This window comes from Roseibium polysiphoniae (genome assembly GCF_014842925.1).
Taxonomy (GTDB): domain Bacteria; phylum Pseudomonadota; class Alphaproteobacteria; order Rhizobiales; family Stappiaceae; genus Roseibium; species Roseibium polysiphoniae.
The window spans coordinates 498,333-516,049 of the sequence record NZ_JACYXJ010000003.1 but is presented as its reverse complement, the minus strand read 5'-3'; the positions used below and the strand labels follow the sequence as shown (position 1 = coordinate 516,049).

Annotated in this window: 14 protein-coding genes; 11 read left to right on the top strand and 3 right to left on the bottom strand. The window is 60.7% G+C overall.

From position 1 onward, the window contains the following. The first annotated feature begins 26 nt into the window (after window positions 1-26). The 4 genes from IG617_RS09320 to IG617_RS09300 all read left to right on the top strand — a co-directional run bounded on the left by IG617_RS09320 (window position 27) and on the right by IG617_RS09300 (window position 4,798). Window positions 27-1,451, top strand: coding sequence for a DUF4189 domain-containing protein (locus IG617_RS09320; protein ID WP_192108940.1), 1,425 nt, complete (start codon window positions 27-29; stop codon window positions 1,449-1,451). 100 nt (window positions 1,452-1,551) lie between these two features. Further along, entirely contained in the window at window positions 1,552-3,000 is a 1,449-nt protein-coding gene (locus IG617_RS09315; RefSeq protein ID WP_192108939.1) for a DUF4189 domain-containing protein, read from the top strand. A gap of 454 nt (window positions 3,001-3,454) precedes the next feature. Continuing rightward, window positions 3,455-3,838 (top strand): DUF983 domain-containing protein, encoded by a 384-nt coding sequence (locus IG617_RS09305; RefSeq protein ID WP_192108938.1) that lies wholly within the window; start codon window positions 3,455-3,457, stop codon window positions 3,836-3,838. Between the two features lie 129 nt (window positions 3,839-3,967). Continuing rightward, a complete protein-coding gene (locus IG617_RS09300) occupies window positions 3,968-4,798 on the top strand; it encodes a sulfotransferase domain-containing protein (RefSeq protein WP_192108937.1) in 831 nt (276 codons plus the stop codon). Between the two features lie 33 nt (window positions 4,799-4,831). Here IG617_RS09300 and IG617_RS09295 read toward each other — a convergent pair whose 3' ends face one another. The 3 genes from IG617_RS09295 to recA all read right to left on the bottom strand — a co-directional run bounded on the left by IG617_RS09295 (window position 4,832) and on the right by recA (window position 10,294). Next, a complete protein-coding gene (locus IG617_RS09295; protein WP_209008373.1) occupies window positions 4,832-6,139 on the bottom strand; it encodes a cyclic nucleotide-gated ion channel in 1,308 nt (435 codons plus the stop codon). A gap of 143 nt (window positions 6,140-6,282) precedes the next feature. Next, window positions 6,283-8,943: an alanine--tRNA ligase gene (gene alaS / locus IG617_RS09290; protein ID WP_192108936.1), complete on the bottom strand. Its 2,661-nt coding sequence runs from the start codon at window positions 8,941-8,943 to the stop codon at window positions 6,283-6,285. Window positions 8,944-9,223: 280 nt separating this feature from the next. Next, the gene (gene recA / locus IG617_RS09285) at window positions 9,224-10,294 is read right to left on the bottom strand and encodes a recombinase RecA (protein ID WP_192108935.1); all 1,071 of its coding nucleotides are present in this window, start codon (window positions 10,292-10,294) and stop codon (window positions 9,224-9,226) included. Between the two features lie 311 nt (window positions 10,295-10,605). Here recA and IG617_RS09280 point away from each other — a divergent pair, with 311 nt between their 5' ends. The 7 genes from IG617_RS09280 to IG617_RS09250 all read left to right on the top strand — a co-directional run bounded on the left by IG617_RS09280 (window position 10,606) and on the right by IG617_RS09250 (window position 17,663). Further along, entirely contained in the window at window positions 10,606-11,532 is a 927-nt protein-coding gene (locus IG617_RS09280; RefSeq protein ID WP_192108934.1) for a PfkB family carbohydrate kinase, read from the top strand. A 73-nt stretch (window positions 11,533-11,605) separates the two neighbouring features. Next, window positions 11,606-12,523, top strand: coding sequence for a pseudouridine-5'-phosphate glycosidase (locus tag IG617_RS09275; RefSeq protein WP_192108933.1), 918 nt, complete (start codon window positions 11,606-11,608; stop codon window positions 12,521-12,523). Window positions 12,524-12,769: 246 nt separating this feature from the next. Next, on the top strand, window positions 12,770-13,984 hold the full coding sequence (locus IG617_RS09270) for a cell surface protein (RefSeq protein WP_192108932.1): 1,215 nt from the start codon (window positions 12,770-12,772) through the stop codon (window positions 13,982-13,984). A 133-nt stretch (window positions 13,985-14,117) separates the two neighbouring features. Continuing rightward, complete coding sequence (locus IG617_RS09265; RefSeq protein WP_192108931.1) at window positions 14,118-15,047, top strand: DUF6384 family protein; 930 nt, start codon at window positions 14,118-14,120, stop codon at window positions 15,045-15,047. Between the two features lie 37 nt (window positions 15,048-15,084). Then, the gene (locus IG617_RS09260) at window positions 15,085-16,557 is read left to right on the top strand and encodes a coiled-coil domain-containing protein (RefSeq protein ID WP_192108930.1); all 1,473 of its coding nucleotides are present in this window, start codon (window positions 15,085-15,087) and stop codon (window positions 16,555-16,557) included. An 11-nt stretch (window positions 16,558-16,568) separates the two neighbouring features. Beyond that, window positions 16,569-17,075 carry a DinB family protein gene (locus tag IG617_RS09255; RefSeq protein WP_192108929.1) on the top strand — a complete coding sequence of 169 codons (507 nt, stop codon included), beginning with the start codon at window positions 16,569-16,571 and terminating at the stop codon, window positions 17,073-17,075. A gap of 105 nt (window positions 17,076-17,180) precedes the next feature. Further along, window positions 17,181-17,663, top strand: a complete 483-nt coding sequence (locus IG617_RS09250; RefSeq protein ID WP_192108928.1) for a hypothetical protein — start codon at window positions 17,181-17,183, stop codon at window positions 17,661-17,663. The last annotated feature ends 54 nt before the right edge of the window (window positions 17,664-17,717 follow it).

The following is a 17,717-nucleotide window of genomic DNA, read 5'->3' as shown; positions in this document are numbered from 1 at the left end:
TTTGAAACTTTAAGAGTTTTAGCCATATGTTCCGTGCTGTTCCTGCTGCGCTTGCCTACCTATTGCCTGTTCTTGTTTTACCCGCCCTTGCCGACCCGCTGCCCGCCATGTGGCAAGTGGAGCGCGAGCGCTATCAGGCGCTTTACAAGGCCGCCTGCGGGGGTGACCGCGCCGCCTACAACAAGCTGAAGAAAGCGGCGGAAGTCGACCGCTCACCGGCGGCGATGAATTCGCTCCGGATCACCCACTACGTCAAGAAATGCGGCTATGGAGATGGGGAAAGCGACTACACCCGCAAGCTCCTGATGGAGTCCGCCGAGCTCGGATACCCGATCGCCCAGTCCAATCTTGGCGTCGCCCGTCTCAAGGGGTCAGACGGCTTCGAAAGGGATTCGAAAGCCGGCGTAAGGCTGATGGAGCAGGCAGCTCGTGGAGGCTATGGCCGTGCGGCCGGTTATCTGGCGCGCGAATACACCAGGGGAGAATTCCTCGAGCAGGATCTCGACCGGGCCGAAACGCTGATCCAGGTAGCAACACAGGAAGATGTTGCCGAGAAGGACATCAAGACCTATGAAAAAGACCTCGCCATAGAGCGTCAGGCGCAGGCAAAAGTGATCGCCGCCCTCGAGGACAGGCCGGTCTATGCTGGCCTTGCTGTTTCCGTCGATGATGCCGCCTTCGGTTGGTCCTACGACCAGGACAGCAAGGAAGCCGCCCGGCAGCGTGCCCTTGCCGAATGTCGCGAGCGCAATGGCGCCAATTGCGCACCGAAACTCATCCTGGAAGGCCGGGGCTGCGCCGGTTACGCCTATGAACAGGGCGGCTCGCCCTACGGCTGGGGCGTCAACCGCGACCAGGCCGCGGCCCAGTCCCGGGCCGCACAGGAATGCCGCACCCGCAACGGCGGCAATTCTTGCGGCGGCGGCAAGGGCTGGATCTGCAACACCCGTTCTACCAGAGACCTCACCGTCGTCTTTGAGGCGGAAAACGTCAGCGGTGCGCCGCAGTCCGTCGCATCCGGCAGCGTCTGTCCTGTCGAAATCATGCAGTTCTGCGAAAACTGGTTCGGGGGCAGGGTGAGTGGGACAGTCATGGGAAAAATGATTATCTCAGACTTCAGCAAGACCGTTTCCTATGAAAATTGCGGCGTGAACAAAGACAGCACTTATGCTCATGTCATTGGCTGGTACAAAGGCAAGTGGGATTCAAGCCGCGGTCAGAACCACCTGAACGAGGAGCAAAAGAGCATGGTCAAAAAAATGCTCTTTGCTCACAGGGAAAAGGTTCAGGCAAAGTATCCGGAGTGCGGCGACCGAGGCACTCGTCTGCTCATTTTCACGCCGGAGAAAAAAGAAAACCACGAGCGTGTAAGGAAGTCCAAATGCACGACGAGCCTCGAAGCCGTACGCAGCAACCGCAAGGGCGAATTTAAACAGCTCTGCGTCGAATAACAGCTGTAGGCTTTGCGATGGTCCGGTTCAACAGTCACATCATTCTGGCCGCAACACATAGCCATCTTCCAAAAAGTAAAAGCATACATTCAGGTTTGTCATGAATCTACATCAGCTTTTTTATCGTTTTCTCGCCGCCATCGCCCTTCTTCCAGCGCTTGTTTTACCCGCCCTTGCCGACCCGCTGCCCGCCATGTGGCAAGTGGAGCGCGAGCGCTATCAGGCGCTTTACAAGGCCGCCTGCGGCGGCGATCAGGCCGCCTACAACAAGCTGAAGAAAGCGGCGGAAGTCGACCGCTCACCGGCGGCGATGAATTCGCTCCGGATCACCCACTACGTCAAGAAATGCGGCTATGGAGATGGGGAAAGCGACTACACCCGCAAGCTCCTGATGGAGTCCGCCGAGCTCGGATACCCGATCGCCCAGTCCAATCTTGGCGTCGCCCGTCTCAAGGGGTCAGACGGCTTCGAAAGGGATTCGAAAGCCGGCGTAAGGCTGATGGAGCAGGCAGCTCGTGGAGGCTATGGCCGTGCGGCCGGTTATCTGGCGCGCGAATACACCAGGGGAGAATTCCTCGAGCAGGATCTCGACCGGGCCGAAACGCTGATCCAGGTAGCAACACAGGAAGATGTTGCCGAGAAGGACATCAAGACCTATGAAAAAGACCTCGCCATAGAGCGTCAGGCGCAGGCAAAAGTGATCGCCGCCCTCGAGGACAGGCCGGTCTATGCTGGCCTTGCTGTTTCCGTCGATGATGCCGCCTTCGGTTGGTCCTACGACCAGGACAGCAAGGAAGCCGCCCGGCAGCGTGCCCTTGCCGAATGTCGCGAGCGCAATGGCGCCAATTGCGCACCGAAACTCATCCTGGAAGGCCGGGGCTGCGCCGGTTACGCCTATGAACAGGGCGGCTCGCCCTACGGCTGGGGCGTCAACCGCGACCAGGCCGCGGCCCAGTCCCGGGCCGCACAGGAATGCCGCACCCGCAACGGCGGCAATTCTTGCGGCGGCGGCAAGGGCTGGATCTGCAACACCCGTTCTACCAGAGACCTCACCGTCGTCTTTGAGGCGGAAAACGTCAGCGGTGCGCCGCAGGCCGTCGCGTCAGGGGATACGTGTGCTCTCGTGCTTTCACAGCGGTGCCCGAACTGGTATGGCCATCAAATAGTCGGCCTGGAACCACCCAAGTCGGTCCAGGTCTTTAACTACACATCGACAATCTCGTTTCCCGGCTGCGGCCAGAAAATCGATGACGAGACCATGATCTTTCATCTCGAAGGCAATCGCCTGGACGCGGACGGAGACATCCATAAGAAGCTCGATGGCAAGCTTCAGGCCGAGTTCAAGAAAAGGCTTCTAGACTATCGCGCCAAAGTGCAGACCAAATATCCGCAGTGCCGCGGCTATAAGCCCTACGTCAAAGTTTTGCGGGTAAAGAATGTCGAGGATTTTCAAGATCGCGTGATGGAATCCTGCACATCGGATCTTGCCTATCTACGCAAAAACCCGCATCCGAAAAGCAAGGGATGGCGCAAGCTGTGTATCGACTAGGTCGATGACAGTTTCAGCAGTCGTATAGGCGTTTGCATGCAAGAACTATGATGGTGACGTCCAGTCCGACATCGCCGGCCAGGGCTTTGGCTCGCTCGGCCTGATGAGCCCGGAACAGGGCTGGCTGACGACAACGCAGTTCCTCGACAAGATCGACGAGAACCTCCAAAAGGCCATGGCGGCATAAGGCCGCGGTGACCGACAGTCGATCCAGTCAAAAAGGCGGCCGAACGGCCGCCTTTCTTGCATTTTACAGCAATTGCAAGCACCACCGGGACGGACGCAGCGCCAGAAACCGGCCGCCCAACGCCAAAATGCCGCGGCACGCGTGATTGCGCTGACCGCCATGCCGCCTATCTTCTGCCGGTCGCTCAGAACAGGGCGACGCGGACTTGAACGCAGCCAGATGGGCAACAGCCCAGGATCCTGGCTATCGCACGAAGGCGGGACATACATGGAAACTCAGCGCACCTGGAAGCCTCTTTCTCCGGTCCAGACCGGCCTGCGCGGCCGCTGCCCGCGGTGCGGTGAAGGCCACCTCTTCGACGGTTTCCTGACCCTGAAGCCCAAATGCGAAGTCTGCGATCTGGACTACAGCTTTGCAGACCCCGCCGATGGACCAGCCTTCTTCATCATCTGCTTCGGCTGCATTCCCGCGGTCGCCTTTGCGATCTGGCTGGAGGTCGCACATACCGCCCCCTACTGGGTGCATCTGGTGACGACCTTGCCGCTGATCCTGCTCACATGCATCCCGCCGCTGCGCCCCCTGAAAGGCTGGCTGGTCGCGAGCCAGTTCTTTTACAAGGCTCAGGAAGGCCGCCTGGACACCTCCAGCTGACGGCTTGGAGTGCTGCAAAAGCGCCAACATACCATGTCAGAGACAATCTGAAGGTCCTTGAAACAATGAGACTTCAGCGGAATTGAATCTCCAAATTTCGGAAATCAAAGCTTCTTTATTTGATCAAATTTGAAGATCATCCCGGTCGGCAGTTCAAACAAGTTGCTGCCGACCATGAAGAACATCTATTTCGCTGCCCGGACCTTCCGGAAAATCAGGAAGAAGACCCGTTTCATCGCGGACCACATAAGCCAGCTCGAGAAAGACGGCTTTGAGGAACCCATCGTGGTGGTGGGCTATCCGAAATCCGGCAACACCTGGCTGACGCGCCTGATTGCCGACACCCTCAATTGCCCCTCCAAGGGCTATGCCGGAATCCCCTGCAACCATGATATCGCCGTCGAGGGCGATGACCGTGCTTCCAACCGTTTCCTGCTCAAGTCCCATCATGTGCGCGCGACTTGGGACCGGGTCCGGCACCCACGCGTCAAGATGATCAGTATTGTCCGTGACCCGCGCGATGTCGCCGCCTCCGGCGCGCATTATCACTTCCACAACCAGCCCGGCGCGGCTGCCGACATGGTCTCCCTGATGACCACGGAGCGCCACGGCCATTACTGGAACCGGCGCAGTTGGGCCGGCTATGTGGAGGATTTTCTGGCCGCCGGCATTCCGCTCATCCGCTATGAGGATCTTCTCGCCGACACGGAAGCCTCACTCGCTCGCCTGCTGACAGACGCAGGTCTCGATTTCGATTCGGAAAGGCTGGTCAAAGCGGTCGAAAATCAGAGTTTCGACAAGGCCCGCGCCCGCTACTTCGAGGCCGGCAACGCGGACAGGATCCGCCACATGCGCTCCGGCCGTGTCGGCAGTCATACCGAGGAACTGCCGCTGCAAGAGGTCTCAAGGCTGAGCCGTGCCCTTGCCCCGACCATGGTCGACCTCGGCTACCTGCGTTGAACCTGAAAGGCGCTGCCGCAACCGTTAGCGAATTCAGCTTTTTGGTTCGTCCGGTGAAGGCTCTTCGCCCGCTGTCGCTTCTTCCTCAACGAAAAGGTCGGGCTCCTCAGTGTCGCCATCACCGCCGTCGGCGACCACATCGGCCATGGCCAGCTCCTCGCTGACCAGATCGCCGAGGGACTGGACAGCCTCCTCGCCGCGCCGCTCTGCCTCCTGCAGGATTTTGGTGGCCAGCGCCGGGTTCTTCTCCATCATCTGCTGCAGCGCGTGAGCTTCCAGCACCAGCAGCTCACAATCATGAAAGGCCCTGATAGTTGCCGTGCGTGGCCGCTGGTGGATCAGCGCCAGCTCGCCGAAGAAGTCCCCCGTATCCAGATATATGCTCTTGTCCTTGAGCGCGATTTCCGCCGTCCCCTCGGAGATGAAGAACATCCTGTCCGCGACGTCCCCCTTTTCCGCAATAACATGGCCGGCGCGCACCTTCTGCGCCTGGAGCAAGCGGGCCACTTCAGCAATCTCCGCAGCCTTCAGATCCTCGAACAGCGGCACGCGCGCCACCATCGACCAGCTGACAACGAAGTCCCGGCTGTGGATCTCTCGCGCGAAGGCAGAGGCGATGATGCCGACTGGCAGAGCAATAAGGCCGTAGCCAAGCAGCATGAAAAAACCGCCGATGGTCTTGCCGAGCCCCGTGATCGGCACAACGTCGCCATAGCCCACCGTGGTGACTGTCGCGATCGCCCACCAGATCGCATGGGGTATGCTCTGGAACTTGTCCGGCTGCGCATCCTTTTCGATCAGATACATCACCGTCGCGGCAAACAAAATGACTCCCGAGACGATCAGCGTCGCCCCCATCAGAGCCCAGCGTTCACTGGCGATCGCCTGAAGAAGAGACCGGATCGCAGGCGAATAGCGGGCGAGCTTGAGGAAGCGAAGCAGGCGCAAGATCACCACCACCGTGAAGGCATGATGTGGCAGCATGAACACGAGGATCAGGGGCAAGGCGGCGATCAGATCGACAATCGCATCCATGTGCAGGGCGTATCTCAGCCGCGCACCAAACGGCCCATAGCGCCGCAGCGGCGGATGGAGGTCGGCGACATAGAGGCGCGCGCAATACTCCAGAATGAAAAGTGCGCCTGATGCCATCTGGATGTGGGTCAGGATACCGCCATAACCGGCTCGAACCGCAGGCAGGGTCTCGATCACCGCAAGCGTTACATTGACGACGATCAGCCCGACAAGGAAATGACGGATCGCGCGGGCAGCACCGCGGGCCTGCCCCGTGTCCTCCAGAAGGTCATAGAGGGTCGTCTTCAGCGTCTTTTTTGCCGTCACCCAGCTGCACCTTTTCGCTTCGCGTCGACCGCCATCCTTACAAGAACCTCCGACCCCTGCAAAGCAGACCGTTGTTCAGCAGCAGAAAGCAGAGACGAAAAAGGCGGAGCACTGCCCCGCCTTGCTGTCGAAATGTCGTTGGTTCAAAGCCCGGCGAGATGGACTTCGATCGCCGCGATCGCTGCATCAGCCTTTGCGCCGTCGGGACCACCTGCCTGGGCCATGTCCGGCCGGCCGCCACCGCCGCGGCCGCCAAGAGCCTCCGAGCCAATCCGCACCAGATCAACCGCGTTGACCTTTTCGGTCAGATCCTTGGTGACCGCCGTCACGATGGCAGCCTTGCCATCATCGGCGACGCTGATCAGAACGACCACGCCGGAGCCAAGCTTGGTCTTGGCATCATCCGCCAGGCCTTTCAGGTCCTTGGGATTGATGCCGTCCACGACCCGGGCCATGAGCTGGAAGGCTCCGGCCGTCTTGACCGGCGTTTCGCCGCCCTCACCGCCGCCGCCCATAGCCAGCTTCTTTTTGGCGTCCGCCAGTTCCTTTTCGAGGCGCTTGCGCTCCTCGACCAGTTGAGCCACCCGGTTCGGCACATCAGCCGCACCGACCTTCAAGAGCCCTGCCAGCGCGCGCATGCGCTTGTCCTGCTCATCGAGGTAGGCCCGGGCTGCCGCGCCGGTCAGCGCCTCGATCCGACGCACACCAGCGGCAACGGCGCCCTCGGCCACCAGCGTGACCAGGCCGATGTCGCCGGTGCGCCGCACATGGGTGCCGCCGCACAGTTCGACCGAATAGGCCTTGCCCGCCTTGTCGCCATGGAGCGCTGTGCCCATGGTCACGACACGTACTTCATCGCCATACTTCTCGCCGAAGAGCGCCATGGCGCCGCTTTCGATCGCATCGTCCACGGCCATCAGGCGGGTCTCGACCGGCGCGTTCTGCAGGACAATCTCATTGGCAAAGCCCTCGACCACCGCCAGCTCATCATCGCTCATGGGCTTGGGATGAGAGAAGTCGAACCGCAGCCGTTCGGATGTGACCAGCGACCCTTTCTGCGCCACATGAGTGCCGAGAACCTCGCGAAGCGCCTCGTGCACAAGGTGGGTAGCCGAATGGTTCGAGCGCACCGCGCCCCGGCGGGCATGATCAACACTCAGCTCCAAGGGTTGATCCAGCGTCAGTGTGCCTTCGTCAACCGTGACCGCGTGCACGAAGAGGCCATCGGCCTTCTTCTGAACATCCGTGACGCTGACCTTGATGCCAGAGGCCGACATCGCGCCCGTGTCGCCGATCTGACCGCCGGACTCGCCGTAGAAAGGTGTCTGGTTCAGGATGACAAAACCGCTGGCACCCGTCGCAAGCGTCTTGACCTCTTCACCATCGGCAACAAGGCCGAGAACCACACCTTCAGCCTTTTCGGTTTCATAGCCGAGGAATTCGGTCGCGCCGAATTTTTCCTTCAGGCCGAACCAGATCGTATCGGTTGCCGTGCCGCCCGAGCCGGACCAGTTGGCCCGTGCTTCGGCCTTCTGGCGCGCCATGGCCGCGTCAAACGCGTCGGTGTCAACCTGAATGCCGCGCGGACGCAGGGCATCCTGGGTCAGATCCAGTGGGAAACCATAGGTGTCATAGAGCTTGAAGGCTGTCTCCCCGTCCAGCTGGCCGCCCTCGCCCAGGTCGGATGTCGCTGACTCAAGCAGGCCCATGCCGCGATCGAGGGTCTTGCCGAAGCGTTTTTCCTCGAGCGTCAGTGTTTCCGTGATCAGCGCTTCGGCGCGCCCAAGCTCCGGATAGGCCTGACCCATCTCGCGGATCAAGGTCGGGATCAATTTAAAGAGCACCGGATCCTTGGCGCCCAGCAGATGGGCATGGCGCATGCCACGGCGCATGATCCGGCGCAGCACATAACCACGGCCCTCGTTGGACGGCAGAACGCCATCGGCGATCAGGAAGGCGGTCGAGCGCAGGTGATCGGCGATCACCCGGTGGCTGGCCAGCGCGTCGCCCTCTGCCTCAACGCCGGTGACGTTGACCGATGCACCGATGATGGCCTTGAATAGATCGATGTCGTAGTTGTTGTGAACGCCCTGAAGGATCGCCGCCAGGCGCTCCAATCCCATGCCTGTATCGATGGACGGCCGCGGCAGATCGAGGCGCGCGTCCGCCGTCTGCTCATACTGCATGAAGACCAGGTTCCAGATCTCGATAAATCGGTCCCCGTCCTCATCCGGGCTGCCCGGAGGTCCGCCGGCGACGTGATCGCCATGATCGTAGAAGATCTCCGAACAGGGGCCGCAAGGACCTGTGTCACCCATGGTCCAGAAGTTGTCGCTGGTCGGAATTCGGATGATGCGGTCGTCCGTGAGACCAGCGATCTTCTTCCACAGGACGGCGGCGTCTTCATCTTCGGAGTAGACGGTGACCAAGAGCTTTTCCGCCGGCAGGCCGTATTCCCGGGTGATCAGCGTCCAGGCGTGCTCGATGGCCCGTTCCTTGAAGTAATCGCCAAAAGAGAAATTGCCGAGCATTTCAAAGAACGTGTGGTGACGGGCGGTGTAGCCGACATTGTCCAAATCATTGTGCTTGCCGCCGGCCCGCACAACCTTCTGGGCGGTGGCCGCGCGCGCATAGTCACGTGTTTCAAGGCCGGTGAAGACGTTCTTGAACTGGTTCATGCCCGCGTTGGCGAACATCAGGGTCGGATCATTGCGCGGGACGAGCGGGCCAGATTCGACAATCTGGTGATCGTTCTTGCCAAAATAGTCCAGAAACGCGGATCTGATTTCATTCACGCCGGTCATGCGGTGTCTCGCCTCGGTCCTGCCTGTCCGTTTGATCAGGCCAATATCTCTTGGGCCGGGTCTCTAAAGCGTCCCCCGGTCGAACCAGCCTTTTAGCTTTCCGCTCCGTGGCTGTCCAGAACACCGAGTTCGGCAAGCGTCCGGTTTCTGCAAGCTGTTGCTCCAGTGAAACGAAGACAGCGGACAGGCGAGCGCCAAAAGCAAAAACCCCTCCGCGCCGAGCGCGCGAAGGGGTGAATTCTGACAGTCGAAATCAGGGCAAGAACAGAAGCCGCCGGCCTCAATCTTCGTCGTCGTCCTTGCCACCTTCCGGATCAATAATCGCCTCGGCGATCAGACCCGCATTCTGGCGGATCGCCAGTTCGATTTCATCGGCCACTTCCGGATTGTCGCGCAGGAACTGCTTGGAGTTCTCACGCCCCTGCCCCAGCCGCTGGCTGTTGTAGGAGAACCAGGCTCCGGACTTCTCGACGATGTTGCCCTTGACGCCAAGATCGATCAGCTCGCCCATCTTGGAAACGCCTTCACCGTAGATGATGTCGAACTCAACCTGACGGAAGGGAGGTGCCAGCTTGTTCTTGACCACTTTGACCCGGGTCTGGTTGCCCACGACCTCATCCTTGTCCTTGATGGCGCCGATGCGGCGGATATCAAGACGGACAGAGGCATAGAACTTCAGGGCGTTGCCGCCGGTCGTTGTTTCGGGAGACCCGAACATCACACCGATCTTCATGCGGATCTGGTTGATGAAGATGACCATGCACTTCGATTTGGAAATCGACGCGGTCAGCTTGCGCAGCGCCTGGCTCATGAGACGGGCCTGCAGGCCCGGAAGGCTGTCGCCCATCTCGCCTTCAAGCTCGGCCTTTGGCGTCAGCGCCGCGACTGAATCGATCACCAGAACGTCGATGGCACCAGAGCGCACCAGTGTATCGGCAATTTCCAGCGCCTGCTCACCCGCATCGGGCTGGGAAATCAGAAGGTCATCGATGTTGACGCCCAGCTTGCGCGCATAGATCGGATCAAGTGCGTGTTCGGCGTCGATGAAGGCACAGATGCCGCCCACCTTCTGGGCTTCTGCCACCGTGTGCAGCGCCAATGTCGTCTTGCCCGAGGACTCCGGCCCGTAGACCTCAACGATCCGGCCGCGCGGCAAGCCGCCGATGCCAAGGGCGATATCCAGACCAAGCGACCCGGTCGACACGGACTGGATCTCAACGACCTGCCCGGCCCCCATCTTCATGATGGAGCCCTTACCGAAGGCCCGTTCAATTTGCGATAGCGCTGCGTCCAGCGCCTTGCTCTTATCCATCTGGCTGCTTTCTACGAGACGAAGTGTACTTTGCGACATGGCTCTCGCTCCTTATTCCACGATGGAACCGCCGTTTCAAACTGAGCTTTTGTACCTTTTTTGTTCTCATTTGACAAGTCCGGCAGGAACGTTGTTTTTTATGGTTATTTTTCAATAAGTTCGTCAAATGTTCTCATTTTGCAAACGCAAAACTTACGTAAGGTAATATTCGCGCGCTGAAAAGTTATACCCAGAATCACCCCGGCTCGAGCGGCAATCTTGTGCTGCCGCCATGGCGCTGCTAGGCCCTTTGACAGACCCATAAACGAAAACGCCCCGCCAGCCGGTGCTTTGCGCCAAAAAGACAAACCATGCCTACAGCCCGCCCTCAAGCTTCGCCTCCGCGCCCGATTGCCTGCTTCGGCGCTGTCCATTGGGACATCATCGCCCATGCCGATCGGCCAATCCTCCGCGACACGTCAACGCCGGCAGACCTCGACCAGAAGCCCGGCGGCGTGGCCACCAATGTTGCGCGCGTGCTGGCAAGGCTCGGCGTGCCGACAACGCTCATCGGTGTTACTGGCGCCGACCCGGCGGCCGCCTCGATCCGCGCGCAGCTTGAGCGCGACGGAGTTGAACCTCATCTTCTTGAGCGGTCCGGTCAGGCGACCGGACAATATCTGGCGCTACATGATCCGGACGGCGGTCTCGCTGCAGCCTGCATCGACGACAAGGTGCTCACCAGCGCACCCGCCGATTTCTTCATCGAGACGGCCCGGCAGATGCCAGTCGATGCCCTGTGGTTTGTCGACGCCAACCTGCCGGTCGCGATCTTGGACGCGCTTGCAGAGGTTGCCCCAAAGGCCGCACTTGTTGCCGACGCGGTTTCCGTTGCAAAGGCGCCGCGCCTGAAAAGCCTTCTTCCGAAACTGGAACTGCTGCTGCTCAACCGCGCCGAAGCCACCGCGCTGCTTGATGCGTCCGCAGACACGCCCGCAGAGAATCTTTCTGAAGAGCTCCTGAGCCGGGGCGTCGGCGCAGTCGTCATCACCTCCGGACACGAGCCGCTGCACATGCGCAACTCTGGCCAGAGCCTCGATCACGCGCCGCCCCCCGCTTCCATTGTCGATGTCACGGGTGCCGGTGATGCCCTGATTGCCGGAACTCTTGCGGGCCTTGCCCGCGGGTTCGAGCTCGACGTGAGCCTCCAGATCGGCCAAAAGGCGGCCCTCGAAACCCTTCAAGCCTCCGGCGCGGTCGCAGACACTTTGTCCTGGTCCGCGATCCACCCCGACTGACCCCTTCCCCGGCCCTCATCCAGATCCTATAAGACGGCCAGACACACGCCCTCCATTTTCAGAAAGATTGCCCGTGACCGCGAACCACCTCATCGCCCCGACCGCGGAAGTGCGCCAGGCCCTCGCCGACGGCAAGCCTGTTGTTGCGCTGGAATCCACCATCATCACCCATGGCATGCCATTTCCCGACAACGTCGAAACCGCCCGCCAGGTGGAAGCGGACATTCGCGCGGAAGGCGCCATCCCCGCGACCATCGCCGTGCTGGACGGCAAGATCCGTATCGGCCTTGATGACGATGATCTAGACCGGCTGGCCAAGGCCGACGACGTGATGAAATGCTCCCGCGCCGATCTTTCCTTCGCCGTGGCCAGCGGCCGTCCCGGCTCGACCACGGTCGCCGCCACCATGATGGCGGCAGAGGCGGCAGGGATCGCTGTCTTCGCCACAGGTGGCATCGGCGGTGTCCACAAGGGCGCAGAAGAAACCTTCGACGTTTCAGCCGATCTCGATGAACTTGGCAGAACGCCCGTTCTTGTGGTCTGCGCCGGCGCAAAGGCCCTTCTCGACATTCCCAAGACCCTTGAGGTCCTTGAAACCCGCGGTGTGCCGGTGATTGCCTATGGCACGGACGAGTTGCCGGCCTTCTGGTCCCGGGGAAGCGGCCTGAGCGCTCCATATCGCCTCGACACGGCGGAGGAGATTGCGCGCCTGCTCAAGGTCCGGGCCGGATTTGGCGGACACGGCGGCGTTCTCATCGCCAACCCGGTGCCTGAAGAAAGCGAAATCCCCCAGGACGAGATGGCAGGTCACATTGCAACCGCCATCGACCAGGCCAACCGGGACAACATCAAGGGCAAGGATGTGACGCCCTATGTGCTTGGAGCCATTCTGGATCTGACCGGCGGACGCTCGCTCGTCACCAACATTGCCCTGGTGCGCAACAACGCAAGACTTGCAGCGAAGATCGCCGTGGCCGCCGCGAAAGACTGACCGGCAACTTCGAGCGGGTAGATACGCGATTGGGCTTGCAACCCTGTCGAAAATGCCGAAGCATCGAAGGCATTGCCAAGGCGAGTGTCACAATGGGGTAACAGGTTTGCGGGATTGACAGTTAAGGTTTCGCAACCCGTTGACTCCATGGCGTCACCCTGCCCTAGATGACGCGCTGCGGAATAAATGGACGGGCACGGCCCGTCTGTCAGAGAGCCACGCAGACCAAAAGCGGGAGACATGTCGATGGCGGAAGCGACAGAACAGGACACCACCGGCGCCGTAGTGGCGGCACCGGCAACGAGCATCAGCCCCTTGCAATACCTTGATCGTGCGCTTGGAAAGCTGCGTGACCTGGGCATTTCAGCCGACACGGAAACCGACGCGCCGATCAATGCGCTTCTGGAGCAGATCTCCGACCTGTCGCCCGACAAGGTCCTGATCATCACCCGCACCCTCGGCCAGGCCTCCCATTTCAACGAAGTCGTACGCGCCCAGGTCCAGCAGATGGACATCGGCGAGCGCTATGAAGAGATCACGGACGCGTTCAATTCGATCCGCGACGATGCCAAGGCGCTGGTCGATCAGCTTGCCGACGGCAAGATCTCCTTCACCGAAGGCCTCGCCAACAAATGGCGCGACATTCGCCGCGGCACGATTTCCGACCGTTTCGACGACATTCGCGGAACCTACAAGGAAGTCGCCAGGGCCACGAAGGACCAGATCGAGCGCGAACAGACGATCCTCGACTCCTACCGCGACTTCCGTGGCGCCCTGAAGCAGGCAGAGGTTCAGGCTCTCGAAATTCTCAACATCGCGACGAGCAAGCTCGATGCATCCAAGGCGGCGCTTGAAGCCTCGTCCAACGAAGTTGCCGCTTATGCGGGCGATGATCCGGCTGCCAAGGCGCGGCTCGAACTGGCGCGCGACGAGCGCCTGCGCGAAATGCAGGACGAGGAAAAGCGCTATCAGATCTCCAAGGATCTCTCCGACAACCTGACCATCGGCTACAACACGTCTGAAATCATCATGGCGCGCCTGATGCAGACGACCAATGCCAAGGAACGGGTCTATGCCCAGTCCGTCAGCTTCTTCTCGACCAATGAATCGGTTCTGACGGCGCTCAACGCGTCCTTCACCGGCCTTCAGGGATTGCACGAATCCACCGAGACGCTGAACGCCATGAAAGAAGGCGTCAACAAGAGTCTCGAAACGCTTGCCGAAATCGGCGACGCTGTTCAGACCGAGGCTCTCAAGGCAGGTTACGGACCGACAGTTCAGGCGGCCTCCGTCAAGAAACTCGTGGACTCCGTCGTGAACTTCCAGGTTCACTCACGCGAGATCATCAACGAGATGCGCGACATGTCGACCAAGAACTCCGAGGAAATCCGGACCGCGGTCGAAGACGGCAAGCGCCGCCTCGCCAAGCTTGCCGCTGAAGGCAATGCCCTTATGAGCTGACGATGTCGACCGCCCGGTAACAGCTGGGCGGTCCACTTGTTCCCGAACGCGTGTGAGGCCGATTTCACGCAAGCTTCCGGGAAATGTCGAATGTTCTGATTGAATGTAAGTGCTCTAGCGGAGACGACGCTTGATGGCGGAAAAGGCAGACGCCCCGCTCGATGATCTGATGATGGCGATGGATGTGGTGGACACGCTCCGCCACGACGATGCTGTCGTGATGAAAGAGCTCGGCGCAGAAGACCGCGACGCCGGCATGATCGAGCGCCTGCGGGAAATCTACGCCGCGCAGGGCATTGAGGTTCCAGATCACATTCTCGAGGCTGGCGTCCAGGGTCTGAAAGAAGACCGTTTCGTCTACAATCCGCCAGCGTCCGGCTTCTCGCGTTTCCTGGCTCTTGCCTATGTCAGGCGCCTGACCTGGTCAAAATGGCTGGCCATTGTGCTTGTGGTTCTGGTCATTGCCGGAGCCGGCTGGCAGTTCCTGGTGGTCGCGCCAAGGGAGCGGGCCGCAGAAGCGCTTCAGGTGGAGCTTGCCGAAGAACTGCCGAACCGTCTGTCAGTCCTGGTCGAGCGCGTTGCGGGCCTCACGGACAATTCCGACCTGCTCGCCGATGCCGACCGGTTGAAAACAGACGGCATCACGGCAGCCGGCGACGGCAAGGTCGAGGCCGCGCGCAAGGCCGCCAGCGATCTGGACAGGCTTGCGACTGATCTGGCGGCTGTCTTCGAGGTGCGCATCGTTTCGCGGCCCGGCACACCGACCGGCGTCACCCGCATCCCGGACGTCAATCGCAACGTCAACAACTACTATCTGGTGGTCGAGGCCATCAATCCGAACGGCAAGGCCATTGCAAGACCCATTGTCTCCGAAGAGGACGGCAAGACCAGCAGTGTGACGATCTGGGCCCAGCGCGTCAGCAAGGCCGCCTTTGACGCCGTACGCCGCGACAAGGAGAACGATGGCATCGTCCAGAAAACTCTGATCGGCGAGAAACGCCGCGGCGAGCGCGAGATCGACTGGGCAAGCGGTGTCCAGGAAGGGGCGATTACCGAATGGTAGGACGGGCATCAAAGCGGCACCGGGAGGGCGAGACATCATGCTGACCGGACGCCAGACGCTTTCAAGCATCGAACAGGCAACAGCTGATCTGCGCCGCGAGGAAACCGACCTCAGCAGCCGGATCGAGCGTGCGACACGCTCCTTGACAGATCTGCAGACCCAGCAGAGCGACGCCTACAAGGAACTGGCGCGTTTTCGGCTCGACAACCATGCAGCGGAAACCTTTGACGAACGCCGGGATGCCGCCGCACGCGAAGCACGCCGCCTGATGGAAAAGCGCACCCAAGACTACAACGTTCTTGCCGATCAGCTGCGCGAAAAGGAAACCGCGCATACCCAGAGCGTAAAACGCCGCGACGCCCTCGCCGACGAAGCTGAAGCGGCCGCCAGCCGCATGGATGAGCTTCTCGAGGAAGTCGACAGCCTTCTGGAACAGGACACGGCATTTCTCGCCCAGCGCGAGCGGGCGGAACAGTCGGCAAAGACCGCGCAGGCCGCCGCTGCCAAGGCCCAGACCTCGCTTCAGGACCGGGAAGACAAGGGCAAGGCCTACGAGGACGACCGGCTCTTCATGTATCTTTGGGAGCGTGGCTTCGGCACACCGGAGTATGACAAGCGCGGCATTGTGCGCGCCCTCGATCGCTGGGTCGCGGGCCTGATCCGCTATCAGGACGCGCGCGCCAACTACGCCATGCTGACCAGCATCCCCGAGCGCATGGCCCGTCACGCGGAACGCTGTGAGGAACTGGCGGTCCAGGAAGAGGAAAAGCTGGCCGAGCTGAGCAGAGCCGCACTGACCCGCACCGCAGGCGAGGATCTGGCAGCGAAGATCGACAGTCTCGGCAAGGAGATCGAAGAGCTTGACGGTGAACTCGATGCACAGGAACGCTCCATCGAGACCCTGAACGAGGCCCTGCAAGCCTTTGCCGATGGCGAGGATAACGGCTTCAACAAGGCCGAAGGTCAACTGTCCCAGTCGCTGAAGGCCGACGACCTACGCGATCTGTGGCGGGAGGCGCTGAACACCCCTTCTCCGGAAGATGAAAAGATCATTCGCCGCATCGAAGACCAGCGGGAGCGGACCGAAACACTCCAGCGCGAGATCCGTCAGGATCGCCAGCTTCTGCGCGACATTGCCCGTCGGCGCACCGAGCTGTCACAGGTGACCCAGAAATTTCGCCGCAGCGGTTATGACACTTGGGATTCCACCTTCTCCGACAACAACCTGACGACGGTTCTGTTGGGCGAACTGGTCAAGGGCGCCATCACCGGTGCTAACTATTGGGCACGCGCAAAAAAATCTCACAAGCGCCGCAAGCCGCGCGGTGGACGGGTCGGCTTTCCGAAAGGCTCCGGCCTGCCCCGCTCCATGGGTGGCGGGCTCGGCGGCGGCTTCAGCGGCGGCGGTTTTGGCGGCGGCAGCTCTTCGGGCGGTGGATCATCAGGTGGCGGCTTCAGCTCCGGCGGCAGCTTTGGCGGCGGCGGTTTCAAGACCGGCGACACCTTCTGAGGCCCTTTGACATGATTGATCCGAAACTCTACCAGACCATGGCCGTCTACAACGGCTGGATGACCGACAAGCTCTATGCCACCTGCGCTCAGATCAGCGATGTGGAACGCAAGGCGGACAAGGGAGCGTTTTTCAAGTCGATCCACTCGACGCTGAACCACATCCTTTTTGCCGATCGCGCCTGGATGACCCGCTTTTCGAGCCAAGTCTATGAACACAAGGGCATGGGCGTCGACATCTACTCAAGCTTCGAGGACCTCCGCGCCGCCCATCTGGAGATGGCCGGAGATATTGAAGCCTGGGCCAGAGACCTTTCTCCCGACTGGCTCGCACTCGATCTGACCTGGACCAGCAGCGACGGCACACGTACGACCACACGTCCAAGCTGGGTGCTCGTCACTCACATGTTCAATCATCAGACCCATCACCGCGGCCAGATCGGCACCCTGCTCTCCCAGATGGGACACGATATCGGCGTCACCGATTTGCCGTTCATGCCGGCTTTCACAGCCAATTGAGCAGATAACGCCGCGGCCGATGCAACCTTTTCTTAATCATGTTGTTGACTAGGTTGTATCCTATCAAACACCATGACCGTCAAAGCCAAGTCGAAGGATAGCGCCATGCGCAAGCTCACGACCCTAGCCCTTCTGTTGGCCCTGGCGGCCTGCCAGAGCTCGCCCCGGCGTTCAGCTGCGCCTGAGCAGCCGACCCTGGATGTGCCGGCAGGTGCGCAGAGTGTCACGATCGCAGCCTCCCCCGCCGCGGTGCGTGCAGCGCTTGTCTCCAGCGCAACCGAAAAAGGCACAACCGTCATCCAGGATGAGACCAACATGGTGGTCATGGAGCGGACGATGGCCGGCGCGAATCCGGCACTCGACGCCGAGTTCGGCCCTTCCGACAATGGCATCAGGGTCGTGCGGATCCGCGTCCGTTTCACAGGAGCCCCTTGCCAGACACTCGCCGTTCAGGACCTTGCCGTTCTCAACAATGCGCGAACCGCTCTTGAACAGAGCTTCGTCCTGCCGGGAAATCCGAACACGATGCAAAGCCTTCAGGGCCTGAAATCCCGTGCCGAACAGGGCAGCACCTGCCCGCCGGTGTGATCGGCTAGCGCCATCGACAACCGCATTTAAAGTGCGATCGGCGGATTCTTAAGC